Source organism: Paracandidimonas lactea, from assembly GCF_021653995.1.
Classification (GTDB): domain Bacteria; phylum Pseudomonadota; class Gammaproteobacteria; order Burkholderiales; family Burkholderiaceae_B; genus Allopusillimonas; species Allopusillimonas lactea.
This window is the reverse complement of record NZ_JAJJOZ010000006.1, coordinates 116,301-130,047: the sequence shown is the minus strand read 5'-3', so window position 1 is coordinate 130,047 and position 13,747 is coordinate 116,301. Positions and strand designations below refer to the sequence as shown.

Below are 13,747 nucleotides of genomic sequence, written 5' to 3'. Positions count from 1 at the left end.
GCGAAATGGCAATGCGGTGGCGTCCGGACGTACGGCGGACCACAGGGTGCTATGCCTTCAGCGTCGGCCCCACGTCCTCCAGGACGTTACCAAAGCGGCGCACGACGTCGCGCACCTGCTCTTCGTTGATGATCAGCGGCGGGCAGAAGGCAATGCTGTCCTGGATGCCGCGAACGATAAGCCCGTGGTTGTGGGCGGCTTCGTAGATGGCGGCGCCGGCCTTGCCAACCGGATCGAAAGGGGTTCGAGCGGCCTTGTCCGCAACCAGCTCAACGGCCGCGATCAGCCCGGTGCCACGCACTTCGCCCACCAGCGGATGATCGACGAATGCGCGCAGGGAGGATTGCAGCACCTGGCCTATACGCGCGGCGTTTTCGACCAGACCACGCTCTTCGATGATGCGGATGTTCTCGAGCGCAACGGCGGTGGCGACTGGATGGCCGCTGGCGGTGTAACCGTGCCCGAAGGTCCCGAGCTCGCCGCTATGCCGTGAAATCACCTCATGCACCGGTTTGTTGATCAGCACGGCCGCCAGCGGCATATATGACGATGTGATTTGCTTGGACAGCACCATGATGTCGGGCTTGATGTTGAACCTCTGCGCGCCAAACATGGTGCCCAGGCGTCCGAATCCTGTGATGACCTCGTCGGCGACAATCAGTATGTCGTGCTTGCGGCACACGGCCTGGATCTTGTCCCAGTAGGTATCGGGCGGCACGATGACGCCGCCCGCCCCCATGACCGGCTCACCGATAAAGGCGGCAACCGTTTCGGGCCCTTCGCGCAGTATCAGCGCCTCCAGCTCGTCGGCCATGCGGTTCGCGAAATCGGCCTCGGTTTCGCCCGGCTTGCCCTCGCGATAGAAGTGCGGGCAGGTGGTGTGCTTCATGCGCGGCAGCGGCAGGTCAAAGTCGCGATGATTGGGCGCCAGCCCGGTCAGGCTGGCCGACGCAACCGTCACGCCGTGATAGCCGCGATTGCGCGCGATGATTTTCTTCTTGTCCTTACGGCCCAGGGCATTGTTGTAGTACCACACCATCTTGATGACAGTGTCGTTAGCCTCGGAGCCTGAGTTGGTGAAGAAGGCTGCATCCATGGCGCCGTCGGTCAACTGAACCAGCTTTTCAGCAAGAGCAATCGACGGTGTATGCGCCTTATGCGTAAACGTGTGATAGAACGGCAGCTTGGCCATCTGCGCACTGGCTGCATCGATCAGGCGTTGCTCGTTGAAGCCCACCGCCACACTCCACAAGCCGGCCATAGCCTCGATGTACTGCCTGCCCTGGTCGTCGTAAACGTAAATGCCTTCGCCCCGGTCAATAATGCGGGGGCCGATCTGCTCGTGCTTGACCGCGTTGGTATAGGGGTGCAGCTGATAGCGGATGTCGCGTTCCTGTGTCGGGGTCAACGTCGTCATGATGGTATTGAATCCAAGAAAAGTTATGCGGGTGCTGGCCTAGATCAGCGCTTCGATCAGGAAAGGGCCCTTGCGCGCCAGCGCGGCGCGCAGTACATCAATGAACGTGGCGGTGTCGCTGGCGCGCGCAGCTTCGACGCCGGCGGACTTGGCAAGATGGACCCAGTCTATGGCGGGCTCGTCCAGATCCAGCATCCGGCTCGCGTTGCGGCCGGGCTCCCCGGCGCCGACTTGTTTTAGCTCATTGTGCAGGATGGCATAACGGCGGTTGGCGAAAATAATCGTCACCACGTCCAGTTGCTCGCGCGCCTGCGTCCAGAGGGCCTGCGGCGTATACATGCCACTGCCGTCGGCTTGCATCAGGATTACCTTGCGGTCGGGGCAGGCCACCGCTGCGCCGGTGGCGAGCGGAATGCCGATGCCGATCGCGCCACCCGTGATCTGCAGAAAATCGTGCGGCGCGGCGCCGTAGGTAGACTTGAATGAATCGCGCCCCGAGCTCACCGACTCATCGCAGATGATAGCGTTTTCGGGTGCCAGCACGCCCAACGCCTGAATGATGGCGCCAGCGTTGAATTCGCCCTTCGGCAGTTCGGTGGCCGTGCGGCCACATAGCTGCGCGACCCCCGCCTCTTTGGCACCCACCTCGTCGGCTAATTGCGCCAGCGCTTGTGGCAAATCGTCTTGCGGCCGCGTCAGCTCGATGATGTGGCAGCCTTCAGGCACGAGCACACTGGGCTTGCCCGGATATGCAAAGAATGCCACTGGCGTGCGCGCACCGATCAGGATGAGCTGCTCGGTGCCTTCGAGGGCCTTGACAGCGAGATCGACACTGAAAGGCACCCGATCAATCTTTACGCGGCCAGCGCCGCGCTCCATGCGGCCGTTGGACTGTTGCGCCATGATGCGCGCACCCGTTTTCGCGGCGATGCGGGCGGCGGCTTCAAGTGCACCGGCGCGCAGCGCTTTGCCGGACAGCAGCATCACCGTCCTGCGGCCGTTGCGCAAAGCCTGGGCCGCTCGCTTGAGCGCGGCGGGCTCCACAGAGGTATGCACCGCAGGCCGTGCGCGCTGTATGCTTGCCGGGGCTTCAGACCATGCGGCATCGGCCGGCAGTATCAAGGTGGCAATGCCCCCCTGCCCGGCTGTTGCGGCCTCTACCGCCGCCGCTGCGGCGGACGACACATGCCCTGCCGACTCAATGCGATGCACCCAGTCGGACATCGGGCCGGCCAGGCTTTCGATGTCGGTATGCAAGGGCGCATCGTGCTGGATGTGGTAGCTGGCATGCTCGCCCACGATGTTGACCATGGGGGTATGCGCACGGCGCGCGTTGTGCAGGTTGGCCAGCCCGTTCGCCAGGCCGGGCCCCAGGTGCAGGAGTGTCGCGGCCGGTTTATCGGCCATGCGGGCGTAGCCGTCGGCGGCGCCGGTGACCACACCTTCGAACAGGCCGAGTATGCAGCGCATGCGCGGCTTCTTGTCCAGGGCCGCCACGAAATGCATTTCGGACGTGCCCGGGTTGGCGAAACAAACATCGACATCATTGGCCAGCAGCGTGTCGCAAAGGCTATCTGCACCGTTCATGAGTAATAGGTTTCCTTGGAAAGACAAGCAATGCGGGAAGGCCCCGCGCACGCGAACGCAGCGCGCCGCGGGGGCGTGGTGTTGTGTTTATTGAGCGGTAATGTGACGATCCGTGATGAGCTTGCTCCAGCGCGCACGCTCGGCCTGCTCAAAGGCCGTCAACTCTTTACCAGTGAACGTACCCGCAGTAGCCCCCACCGATTCGAATTTCTTTCGCACCGATGCGGTGGCCAACGCATCTTTGGTTGCTGCAATCAGCTTGCTCATCACGTCCGACGGCGTGCCGGCGGGCGCATACAGCGCGAACCATGCATTGACGTCCATATCGAGGCCGCCTTCGGCAACGGTGGGGATATCGGGCACCGAGGGCGAGCGCTTGGCGGATGTGACTGCAATGCCACGCAACTTGGAACCATCCTTGATCTGCGCCAGCGAGCTGGGCAGGTTGTCGAACAGTACGTCAACCTGCCCGCCGATAACAGCGGGCATTGACGCCGATGCGCCCTTGAAGGGCACATGCAGCATCTCGATGCCGGCGATCTGCTCGAAATAGTTGCCTGTCAGGTGAACCGACGAACCCACGCCCGGCGATGCGAAGCTGAGCTTTTGTTTCTTGGCTGCCTTGATCAGGTCACTCATGTTCTTGATATCGGAACTGGCGTTGACCGCTATGACGTTGGGCGTAGTAAGCACCAGGGCAATGGGCGAGAAATCCTTTTCGGGATCGTAGGGCAGGTCTTTGTACAGGTACTGGTTGATGGATTGGGTGCCGATGGTGCCCATGGCAAGGGTGTAGCCATCAGGCTTGGCGCGCGCCAACTGCCCCATACCGATAGAGCCACCCGCACCGGCTCGGTTTTCGACCACCACGGTCTGGCCCAGCGATTTTTCCATGGCTTGCGCAACTGTGCGCGCGGCGATATCTGTTGTACCGCCTGGTGGATAGGGCACGATCATGGTGATGGCATGCTCGGGATAGCCCGCCGCCTGCGCGGCGGCGACCAGCGTCAGCGCGCCGATGCCCGCGCACGCGTAGCGGATGAAGGCATGGGGAAATTGACTGGGCTTTGTCACAGTGTTGTCTCCTTGTGTGTTGCCTGCTTGTGCAGGCATTTTCTTATGCCGCTTCAGTACCCGACCGCTTGTCCGTCGCGACGGGAATCAGACGCGGCGACATAGTGCCCATGCGCCTGCCGGAGTATGGCCTGGGCCGCACCGAACTCGAGACTGCCGGCCGGTTGTACGTCGACATAATGGCCCGCCGCTTGCAGCCCCGCAATGATGTCCGCGGGCGTATGAGCTTCAAGCATGATACGCGGCCCCGCCTCAACGCGAAAGCGGGGCGCGTCGATGGCGGCCTGAGGATTGCGACCAAGATCGACCAGATGCCGCATTATTTGTACATGGCCCTGCGCCTGCATATTGCCGCCCATGACGCCATAGCTGGCGAAAGGCTCGCCCTTGTGGGTAATGAATGCGGGGATGATGGTATGCAGAGGGCGCTTGCCCGGGCCCACTTGGTTGCGATGCCCCGGTGTGAGCGTAAAGCCGCGGCCGCGATTGTGCAGCGCGATGCCGGTGCCCGGCACTACCACGCCCGAACCGAAGCCCTGGTAATTGGACTGAATAAACGACACCATCATGCCGCTACTGTCGGCCGCGGTGAGGTAGACCGTGCCGCCCTGCCCTGGCACGCCCGCCGCTGGCGCGCCAGCCCTCGCCGTATCAATCAAGGCGGCGCGGCGGCGCAAGTAGTCCGCATCCAGCAACTGCGCGGTCAGTTCCGCAGTGGAAACCGGATCGCCCACGTGCGCGTGCAGATCAGCAAAGGCCAACTTCATTGCCTCGATCTGCAGGTGGAAATTGGCAAGCGGCTGGTCCGCGCGCGGCGGCTCGAAATGATCGAGCATACCAAGCGCCATGAGTGCGGCAATGCCCTGGCCGTTGGGCGGGATTTCATACAGCGCGTAATCGCCACGGTAGCGCATGGATATGGGTTCGACCCATTCGCAGACATAGTCTTTCAAGTCGGCCTGTGTGATGGCGCCGCCCGTAGCGGCCGCAAACCCCGCGATTTTCTCTGCCAGGTCGCCTTCGTAAAAATCGCGCCCCTTGCTTTGGGCGATGCGTGCCAATGTATCGGCCTGTTCGGGGAAGCGCCACACGCTGCCCGCCGCAGGCGGCGCACCTTGCAGCAGGAACGCCTGCGCGTAGCCGGGCATGTCCTGTAGCCGGGGCGCTTGCAACGCCCACTGGCGCGCAATAACGGGGGATACCGCAAAGCCATCGCGCGCATAAGCGATGGCGGGCTCGAAGAGATTGGCGAACGGCAGCTTGCCGAAACGCTTGGAAAGCTCTGCCCAGCCCGCCACTTGGCCGGGCACCGTCACCGTGTCCCAGCCCAGCTCGGGTATGCTGCCGCGCGCCGCAAAATAGTCGGGCGTCCAGGCCCGCGGCGCCGGGCCCGATGCGTTGAGCCCGTGCAGTTCCCCGTCGTGCCAGATAAGCGCAAAGGCATCGCCGCCGATGCCGTTCATGGTGGGCTCGACCACCGTAAGCGCAATAGCGGTGGCCAGCGCGGCGTCAACAGCGTTGCCGCCGGCCAGCAGCATGCGCAGGCCTGCCTGCGCGGCCAGAGGTTGCGAAGTGCTGACGGCATTGGCGGCGAGCACCGGCATGCGGCTGGCGTTGGGAAAATCCCAGAAGAGGCTGCTAGTCATGGTGATATCCGACGAAGAAAAATTCAGGTAGGCGCCGGGCCGGCCGCTCATGCGCATTCGCACTCGCTTTATCCTGCCGTGCGCCCCTGCGGGGGCAGCGTGCTTCACACCCGCACATTGTTATTGCACCGTTATATTGGCTCGTTTCACCAGCGACTGGATGATCGGCTGTTCGGTACGGATCTGGGTTTTTATGCTTTGCGGCTCGCCATCGGCAGGCTCTATGCCCATGACCAGCATACGCTTGCGCACGGCATCATCGGCCAGTGCCGCCTTGAGGGCCTTGGTGAGCGTTGCAGTGACGTCGCTCGGCGTGCCAGGCGGCGCTACCAGCGTGAACCATGCGGTGATGTCGAAGCCTGTGTAGCCCTTCTCGGCTACCGTGGGCAGTTTGGGCAGCGCCGACATGCGTGCCTTGCTGGTAATAGCCTGCACATCCACTTTGCCTGCCTGTACTTGCGGCATCCCCGTGCTGACCATATCGAAGAACAGGTCGACATCGCCGCTCACCAACTGCGGCAAGGCCTGGGTGGACCCTTTGAACGGGACGTGCAGCAGCGAGATGTCGGCCATCTGCTGGAAGTATTCGGCCGCCAGATGCGACGAGGTGCCCGCGCCGAACGACGCGATGCTGAGCGATTGTGGCTTGGCTTTTGCTGCCTTGACGACATCTTCGAGCGATTCGAAGTGATGCTTTTTGGCCGTGAGGAGCACCATAGGCCCGACGCCTATCATGCCCACTGGCGCAAACGCATCGGGGTCGTAGGAAAGTGATTTGAACAGATAGCGATTGGTAACCAGCGTGGAGTTAGTGGCCAACAGCAAGGTATAGCCATCAGGCGCGGCGCGGGCGACGTGCGATGCGCCAATTGTGGTGGCCGCACCCGCGCGGTTTTCAATGATGACTGACTGCCCGAGCGTATTGCCCATGTGCTCGGCCAGCACACGCGCCAGCGCGTCTGTGGCGCCGCCGGCGGGAAACGGCGTGACCACAGTCACCGCGCGCTCCGGAAAGCCCGCGGCAGACGCAAGACCTACGACGCCGCTCAGCATGATGGCGGCAAGTAATCGAATTGATACTCCTGGCATGGTTTTTTGTCTCCTGGTTATGTGCGTTCTTTGTGCACTGCATATGGATTATTCTTTTGAATTCCGTACAATGGAATTCAATTCCTTTTATTTGCAGTCCACTATAAAACTGGAGCGTGGCAATTGCAATCCTTCTCGAACCATGCGGCGCCCAGCTCCGCAAAATCCGCCGCAGGCCGGCGGCCAGCACGCAGAAAACGGCAGCCAGGCGCGGGCGACACGGGCTCACCAGAATTCGTCGAGGCGCTGGCGCGCGGCCTGAGCGTGATGCGCTGTTTCACGCCTGAAACAGGGTCACTGGGCAATCTCGAACTGGCCGAATGCACCGGGCTGCCAAAATCCACTATCAGCCGCATCGTCTATACGCTGACAACGCTGGGGTATTTGCGCTATCACAGCGACACAGGCCGCTACTCCCCGGGCTATGGGGTGCTGGCCCTGGGGTTCGGCTGCCTGGCGAGCCTGGACGTGCGGCAACTCGCGCGGCCGCTGATGGAACGGCTGGCGCGCGATACCGGCGCAGCCGTCGCACTGGGCACCTTCGATGGCGAATCCATGACATACATCGAGGCAGTGCATGGCTCGTCGGCCCTGTACCTGCGCCTGCCGGCCGGCTACCGGGCGGCCATGCACAGCACCATGGGGCGCACCTATCTGGCCACCCTGCCGGCATCCGAGCGCAGCCGCATCCTGGCCTCGGCACACATGCCCGACAACATGGCTGTCATCACCGAAAAAGCCTGCCGCGAATTCGCCGAATACGGCTGCTGCTATGGGCTGGGAGACTGGCAGCCTGGCATCCACGCGGTGGCGGCGCCGTTCACGGCCCTGACGGGGGAAGGCACGTTCGTGATCAGTTGCGGCGGGCCAGACAGCATCCTGCCCAAAGCCCGCATCAGGGGTGAGGTGAAAGACGCCCTGCTTGAGGTGGTGGCCGCGTTGTCGCCGCCTGTGCCTGCGCCGGGGCGGTAACCGTCGTCTTCAGCGCGCCACGTAACGTGCCTGCCCCGATGCCGCCAAGCGGGGCAGGCGGCCGGCCATCAACGGCCGGCAGGCTTGAACCCATTGCGATTGGGCATTTCCACCTTGGGCAATGTCGTCTTATCCATAACCGCATCCGCCGGCACAATGCCGGCCTCGTTCAGGATGTAGGCGGTAACGGCATAGACATCATCATTGGACATGCTGTTGGGCGTAGTGAACGGCATCGCGCGCTTGATGTAGTCGAACAGCGTGGTGGAATACGGCCAGTAGCTTTCCACTGTCTTGACGGGAGGGCCGGCGCCTTCTTTGCGGGCCAGGCTGTCGCGCCCACCAATCAGCCTGTCGCCGATGCCTCCTTCGAGCTTGGCGCCGTGACAGGCCAGGCACTGCGCCGCATATACCTTTTCACCTTGCATGACCGTGCCAGACCCGTCTGGCAGCCCGCGTCCGTCTGGCAAGGGCGACACGAACTGCTGCAGGTCGGCATCCGTCACTGGTGTGCCGAACCCGTATTGGTGCGGCGATTCGGCCCCGCCCGCAGCGGCTGTGCTTTGCGCCTGCGCAACCGTACAGGCCAGCACCGCGCCGGCAAGGGCGGCGCCCAGTCTAGTAATGGTGAACATTGGACACCTCCCCGTTGGCGGCGACTTTCCAGCTTTGAATACCATTCAAGTGGTAGACGGAATACAGGCCGCGCGCGTCGGCCAGCGCCTTGATTGTGGGCTGCACATAGCCGGTATCGTCGGTGCACCGGCTTTGCAATATGGCCTCTTTACCGTCCCACTCCCAGGGCAGTGTGAAGCGGGTATGGCAGATGGGCAGCACCGGGCCGTGTAACTGGGCATCGCGCCATGTCTTGCCGCCGTCAACCGACACTTCTACCCGCTTGATGGTGCCGCGGCCTGACCAGGCCAGGCCTGATACCTCGTAGAAACCGGGGCCTTGCAGCAGCATCTCGCCCGAGGGGTAGGTAATGACAGACTTGGCCTCCATCAGGAAACTGAACTGCAGTGCCGAGCCGTCGGGCATCAGATCGGTGTACTTGGAGGTTTCTTCGCGCGTCATGAAGGGTACATCGGAGACCTCGATACGCCGCAGCCATTTGATGGATATATTGCCTTCATACCCCGGCACGAACAGACGAATCGGGTAGCCTTGTTCGGGCCGGATGGCCTCGCCGTTTTGCCCGTAGGCCAGCAGACAATCCTTCATTGCTTTTTCGAGCGGGATGCTACGTGTCATGACAGCGGCATCGCCGCCTTCGGCCAACAGCCACTTGGCACCCGGTTTAACCCCCACTTCGTTCAGGACGGTGGACAGCGGCACACCTATCCACTCTGAACAGGAGGTGAGCCCGTGCGTGCCCTGCACGGTCTTGAGGGTGGGCTTGGCCCACTCAGTCAGGCCGTTTCCAGAGCATTCCATGAACATCAGCCGCGACAACGCCGGGTAGCGTTTCAGGTCGGCCATAGAAAACTTTTTGGCTTGCTTGACCATGCCGTGCACGTACAACATGTGCCTGGACGGATCTATGGTGGCGATGCCGCCATGGTGTCGCTCGTAATGCAGGCCAGAAGGCGTGATCATGCCCATGCTGTTTTGCAGGGGCGTGAAGCTCCAGGACGACTGGGTGGTTTTGGTGGCGTAGCGCTCGCGCACTTCGGTTTCGAACTGGGATCGGCTGCCATAGCCGCCGTCGTCGTCCTTTACGCCTACACCCTGTATCTTGGTGGCGTCTGGTGGTACCGCGCGCTCGATGGCACCCGGGATTTTGGCGTTGGCGCCGGCGGGCACCCCGGCAGCGCCAAGCGCGGCAACGGCGCCAAGCATGAAGCGCCTGCGTGCAGGGACACCGCCCGGGGGCTGCTGCGGTGTATCGCCACGATAATACGGAGAATCCGGGTCGTGCTGCTGCTGCGCCAGAAAGCGCTGTTCCATATCGACCAGCGCTTGCTCGCTGCGCAGGCTCGACAGGCTTGCCTCATTGCTCGTCGTACGTTTCATGTATTACCCTCCTTCACGGAATTACGGCCTACTTCATACGCAACGACATCGTCGATTATTCCAGCGTAAACCCCGCCTTGATCGTGACCTGCCAATGCGCGACCTTGCCGCCTTCAACATGCCCGCGCGTTTCGGTGACGACAAACCACTGGATATTGCGCACCGTCGCACTGGCCTTGGCCAACGCGGTGCTGACTGCGTCTTCGATACTGGTGGGGGAAGATCCGGTTAACTCAAGATGCTTGTAGACGTGATTGCTCATGGTCGCGCTCCTTGTGGCGGATGTGGCGTGATGCGTTCCGGCTTGGCGGATGCCAAGGCAGTGGCTGCCAACCCGCGACGGCAGCAGCCCTCATGACGGAGACAGCTTCATGGTAGGAGCTTTGCGTACCTGACACAACACCCCCGAACGGCGGGCGTGCGGTGGACGCAAAAAAGGCCGGATGCGAAAACTCGCATCCGGCCTGACCTATTGTCGCCCGCTTACGCCCTTGAGGCGCCCCCGTGAGGCACTGCCGGGCAGCCCCAGTCGGCCCAGATTTTCGCAATAGCGGCGTAATCGTCGCGGCCGTAGCCGGCGGCTGCCGCGATCTCGTAAACGCTATGCGCACCCTGGATTGCAAACAGTGGAACACGCAACGATTGCGCCAGCTCCAGCGCCAGCACCGAATCCTTGCGTGCGGCCTCAAGCGGCATACCGCCTTCATAATTGCCCTGCATGATCCGCTCGGCATAGCGGTGCGTGAGCGGACGATGCAGGCCCATCTGCTTGTCGGCCAGCAAGCCCACCAACTTCTCGCAGTCGACGCCCGCAGCGGTCGCCATCGACCCGGCCTCGGCAACCACCACCATGACGGCGTGCGCCACGGCGTTGTTGATCACCTTCGCTGCGGCCCCGGAACCCGCCCCACCAAAATGGATGCGCTTGTCCGAGATAGCCGCGAGCACGTCTTCACATGCTGCGAGCGCGATGTCGTCGCCGCCCACCAACAGCATGGCCGACCCCGCCGCCATCTGGCTGACACCCGCCATGATAGAGGCATCGACCAGCGGAATGCCGTAACCCGCCAGCATACGCGCACTGGCATGGATGTCGGATGGATTGACGGTGCTGGTCTCAACCACCACTGCATCCTTCGGCAAATGCGGTGCGATCTGAGCGAGCACGGCCTGCGAGGCGGCGGGGCTGGGCAGGCATAGCACGACGACGCGGGTCTGCGCGAGGTCTTCGGGCACCTGCACAGGTGTGGCACCCAATACCTGCCGCGCCCGCTCAACAGCGCTTTCGTTCAGATCTGCCACCTGAATCGGAAACTTGGCGGCTATCCGCTCGGCCACCAGGTACCCCATATTGCCCAACCCATAAAGGGCGACTTGCTTGACACTCATTGATGACACCTGCCAATCATTCAGTCCACGGTTTCTCAGTCCAGAGCTTGCGGAAGCGCTGGTCGGAAAGCTTCAGGCGCGCCAGCCACTGATCGCCGTTCAGGTAATCCATTTCCGTGAATTGCTGCTGCATCTGCTTCTGGAACTCAGGGTTCTCGGCGATCTTCTTCAGCGCGCCGCGCAGGCGTTCGGTAACGTCCGCGGGCATGCCCTGCGGGCCGACCAGCCCGCGCTCGGATGCAAACACCAGATCAATACCCTGCTCCTTGAAGGTGGGTACATCCGGCGCGAGTGGCGAACGCTTCTCACTGGCCTGACCCAGGATCCGAAGATTCTTGCCGCTGTAGGGCATTGCCTCTCCCAGGTTCATGCCGCCCACGGCAGTATGGCCGCCCAGCACCGCGTTGCGCAGCGGGCCGGCGCCGTTATAGGGCACGTGATTCAGCACGGCTTTTGCCTCTTCTTTGAAAAGCACAAGCGCCAAGTGATCATCCGTGCCCACACCGGTCGAGCCGTAGCTGATCTCGCCGGGCTTCGCGCGGGCCTTCTCGATCAAGTCTTTCAGGGACTTGTAGGGGGCATCCATGGTGACGCTGAACGCGCTGGGATCACGCACCAAATTGGCAAGGTAGGTGAAACTGTCGAGCGTGAAGCCGGGCTGCCTTTCGATGGGGAGGCTCACCAGGCCGGGCATATTGGTCATGCCGAGGGTATAGCCATCGGCTTTTGCGCGTCCGACGTAAGCCAGGCCGATTGCACCCGATGCACCCGGCTTGTTCAGGACGGTAACCGTCTGCCCCAATTCCTCTTCCATGAATTTGGCCAGCGAGCGGGCCGTGATGTCCGTGCCGCCACCGGGTGCAAACCCGACCACCAGTTCAATCGGGCGGTCCGGCCACGCCTGGGCCGCACCGGACACCATCAACGCTGTACCCGCAAGGGCTGCCGCAACATACTGCTTGAATTGCATTCGTCTCTCCTTTAGTGGAAATTACAGGGTCATGCTCTTTTCGTGCATGCCAAAAAACACGCTCTTTACCTGGCTGTACAGGCGCAGGCCATGCAGGCCTTTTTCGCGGCCAATGCCGCTATCCTTGAAGCCGCCGAAAGGTGTGGCAATGTGGGACTGCTTGTAGGTATTGATCCAGACGGAACCAGCCTCGACTTCGCGGGCAACGCGCCATGCGCGGGCGTAATCAGCCGTCCACATGCCGGCTGCCAGGCCAAATACGGTGTCGTTTGCCTGGGCAATGACATCGTCTTCATCGTCGAAGGGGATGGCAACAAGCACAGGGCCAAAGATCTCTTCCTGTGCCGAGCGCGACGAGTTATCGAGGCCGTCGATAATGGTCGGCATGTAGAACATGCCCTTGTCCAGGGGTTGCGTGTCAGGTATGTTGCCACCCACCAGGATCTTGCCGCCTTCGCTGCGGGCCAGGTCTACGCAGGCTGCAACTTTATTGCGATGCGCCGCGGACACCAACGGCCCCATCTGCACGTCGGAAGCATCGGGCAGGCGCACACGAATGCCCTGTGTACGCGCAACCAAATCCGCCACTACTTTGTTGTAGACAGACTTCTGCACGAAAAGCCGAGATCCGGCGACGCAGCTCTGGCCGGCCGAGCCGAATATGCCCGACATGACACCTGCTACCGCGCGATCAAGATCAGCATCGTCGAATACGATGTGAGGCGATTTACCGCCGAGTTCCAAGCCCACCGGTATAAGGCGCTGCCCCGCAATGGCGCCGATCACCCGACCGGTTTCCGTACCGCCTGTAAACGAAACCATGCGCACGCCGGGGTGCTTCACCAGCGCCGCGCCTACGTCTTCGCCATAGCCCGGCAGGGCAATCAGCAGCCCTTCGGGCAGCCCCGCCTCGGTACAGATGCGCACCAGTTCGAGCGCTAACTGCGGCGTTTCTTCGGAGGGCTTGATCAGCACCGCATTGCCGGCCGCCAGCGCCGGCGCTGCTTTCTGCGCCTCGTTCATGATGGGCGAGTTCCAGGGCGTGATGCAGGCCACCACGCCATAAGGCTCGGCCAACGCCATCGAGAAATACTCCCCGCGCGGCGAGGTGACTTCGTTCTGCCAGGTTTCACACACGGAGGCGTAATAGCGAAAATGCCCCGCCGCCGAGGTCACCATATTCAAACATTCTTTGTAGGGCTTGCCGCTATCGAGCATCTGCAGATGCGCCAGGCTCTCGCGCTCGGCAAGCAGCCGACGCCCGACCTCAAACAGCACCGAGGCGCGCTGGTCGGGGCGCAACTTGCGCCATGGTTTGTTGCGAAACGCATCCCACGCCACATTGACGGCCGTCTCCACATCGTCAGGCGTAGCGCGCACGACCTGCCCCGCTATGCTGCCGTCGGCAGGATTGATGGAAGTAATGATGCCGACATCAGCGGACGAGTCACGAATAATGCTGCCGATCCGGAAGGGTTTGACGGTTTGGGTCGCCATCGCGGGTTGTCTCCATGAAACTTTCACAAGCGTCCGCTATGGTGCCTGAGCTCATTTATAGAAACAATTCGAAAATAATAAGATACTATT

At 62.1% G+C, this 13,747-nt stretch carries 12 protein-coding genes; 1 reads left to right on the top strand and 11 read right to left on the bottom strand.

The window, feature by feature from the left end; genetic code table 11:
- Window positions 1-49: 49 nt before the first annotated feature.
- From LOL23_RS12290 to LOL23_RS12270, 5 genes are all read right to left on the bottom strand, one after another.
- Entirely contained in the window at window positions 50-1,417 is a 1,368-nt protein-coding gene (locus LOL23_RS12290; protein WP_160981026.1) for an aspartate aminotransferase family protein, read from the bottom strand.
- A 39-nt stretch (window positions 1,418-1,456) separates the two neighbouring features.
- Window positions 1,457-3,004 carry an acetolactate synthase large subunit gene (locus LOL23_RS12285; protein ID WP_237173665.1) on the bottom strand — a complete coding sequence of 516 codons (1,548 nt, stop codon included), beginning with the start codon at window positions 3,002-3,004 and terminating at the stop codon, window positions 1,457-1,459.
- Window positions 3,005-3,091: 87 nt separating this feature from the next.
- Complete coding sequence (locus LOL23_RS12280) at window positions 3,092-3,961, bottom strand: Bug family tripartite tricarboxylate transporter substrate binding protein (RefSeq protein WP_237173722.1); 870 nt, start codon at window positions 3,959-3,961, stop codon at window positions 3,092-3,094.
- A gap of 170 nt (window positions 3,962-4,131) precedes the next feature.
- Window positions 4,132-5,724, bottom strand: a complete 1,593-nt coding sequence (locus LOL23_RS12275; protein WP_202411768.1) for a gamma-glutamyltransferase family protein — start codon at window positions 5,722-5,724, stop codon at window positions 4,132-4,134.
- Window positions 5,725-5,844: 120 nt separating this feature from the next.
- The gene (locus LOL23_RS12270; RefSeq protein WP_160981032.1) at window positions 5,845-6,813 is read right to left on the bottom strand and encodes a Bug family tripartite tricarboxylate transporter substrate binding protein; all 969 of its coding nucleotides are present in this window, start codon (window positions 6,811-6,813) and stop codon (window positions 5,845-5,847) included.
- Window positions 6,814-6,936: 123 nt separating this feature from the next.
- Here LOL23_RS12270 and LOL23_RS12265 point away from each other — a divergent pair, with 123 nt between their 5' ends.
- Window positions 6,937-7,785, top strand: coding sequence for an IclR family transcriptional regulator (locus LOL23_RS12265; RefSeq protein ID WP_202411769.1), 849 nt, complete (start codon window positions 6,937-6,939; stop codon window positions 7,783-7,785).
- A gap of 68 nt (window positions 7,786-7,853) precedes the next feature.
- Here the strand turns inward: LOL23_RS12265 and LOL23_RS12260 are convergent, their stop codons facing one another.
- The 6 genes from LOL23_RS12260 to LOL23_RS12235 form a co-directional block, all read right to left on the bottom strand.
- Window positions 7,854-8,420 (bottom strand): c-type cytochrome, encoded by a 567-nt coding sequence (locus LOL23_RS12260; protein ID WP_160981034.1) that lies wholly within the window; start codon window positions 8,418-8,420, stop codon window positions 7,854-7,856.
- Window positions 8,404-9,627: a sulfite dehydrogenase gene (gene soxC, locus LOL23_RS12255; RefSeq protein WP_202411789.1), complete on the bottom strand. Its 1,224-nt coding sequence runs from the start codon at window positions 9,625-9,627 to the stop codon at window positions 8,404-8,406. The genes LOL23_RS12260 and soxC overlap by 17 nt, the downstream gene beginning before the upstream one ends.
- 229 nt (window positions 9,628-9,856) lie before the next feature.
- Window positions 9,857-10,063 (bottom strand): dodecin, encoded by a 207-nt coding sequence (locus tag LOL23_RS12250; RefSeq protein ID WP_160981036.1) that lies wholly within the window; start codon window positions 10,061-10,063, stop codon window positions 9,857-9,859.
- A gap of 221 nt (window positions 10,064-10,284) precedes the next feature.
- Window positions 10,285-11,190, bottom strand: coding sequence for an NAD(P)-dependent oxidoreductase (locus LOL23_RS12245; RefSeq protein ID WP_160981038.1), 906 nt, complete (start codon window positions 11,188-11,190; stop codon window positions 10,285-10,287).
- A 16-nt stretch (window positions 11,191-11,206) separates the two neighbouring features.
- The gene (locus tag LOL23_RS12240) at window positions 11,207-12,160 is read right to left on the bottom strand and encodes a tripartite tricarboxylate transporter substrate binding protein (RefSeq protein ID WP_160981040.1); all 954 of its coding nucleotides are present in this window, start codon (window positions 12,158-12,160) and stop codon (window positions 11,207-11,209) included.
- 21 nt (window positions 12,161-12,181) lie between these two features.
- The gene (locus LOL23_RS12235) at window positions 12,182-13,657 is read right to left on the bottom strand and encodes an aldehyde dehydrogenase (protein WP_237173663.1); all 1,476 of its coding nucleotides are present in this window, start codon (window positions 13,655-13,657) and stop codon (window positions 12,182-12,184) included.
- Between the last annotated feature and the right edge of the window lie 90 nt (window positions 13,658-13,747).

What these genes read in the sequence shown, in the direction of transcription:
- LOL23_RS12245 (WP_160981038.1), bottom strand. Translation starts at nt 11,190, where the DNA reads ATGAGTGTCAAGCAAGTCGCCCTTTATGGGTTGGGCAATATGGGGTAC.
- LOL23_RS12270 (WP_160981032.1), bottom strand. Translation starts at nt 6,813, where the DNA reads ATGCCAGGAGTATCAATTCGATTACTTGCCGCCATCATGCTGAGCGGC.
- soxC (WP_202411789.1), bottom strand. Translation starts at nt 9,627, where the DNA reads ATGCTTGGCGCCGTTGCCGCGCTTGGCGCTGCCGGGGTGCCCGCCGGC.
- LOL23_RS12290 (WP_160981026.1), bottom strand. Translation starts at nt 1,417, where the DNA reads ATGACGACGTTGACCCCGACACAGGAACGCGACATCCGCTATCAGCTG.
- LOL23_RS12250 (WP_160981036.1), bottom strand. Translation starts at nt 10,063, where the DNA reads ATGAGCAATCACGTCTACAAGCATCTTGAGTTAACCGGATCTTCCCCC.
- LOL23_RS12240 (WP_160981040.1), bottom strand. Translation starts at nt 12,160, where the DNA reads ATGCAATTCAAGCAGTATGTTGCGGCAGCCCTTGCGGGTACAGCGTTG.
- LOL23_RS12280 (WP_237173722.1), bottom strand. Translation starts at nt 3,961, where the DNA reads ATGATCGTGCCCTATCCACCAGGCGGTACAACAGATATCGCCGCGCGC.
- LOL23_RS12260 (WP_160981034.1), bottom strand. Translation starts at nt 8,420, where the DNA reads ATGTTCACCATTACTAGACTGGGCGCCGCCCTTGCCGGCGCGGTGCTG.
- LOL23_RS12285 (WP_237173665.1), bottom strand. Translation starts at nt 3,004, where the DNA reads ATGAACGGTGCAGATAGCCTTTGCGACACGCTGCTGGCCAATGATGTC.
- LOL23_RS12235 (WP_237173663.1), bottom strand. Translation starts at nt 13,657, where the DNA reads ATGGCGACCCAAACCGTCAAACCCTTCCGGATCGGCAGCATTATTCGT.
- LOL23_RS12275 (WP_202411768.1), bottom strand. Translation starts at nt 5,724, where the DNA reads ATGACTAGCAGCCTCTTCTGGGATTTTCCCAACGCCAGCCGCATGCCG.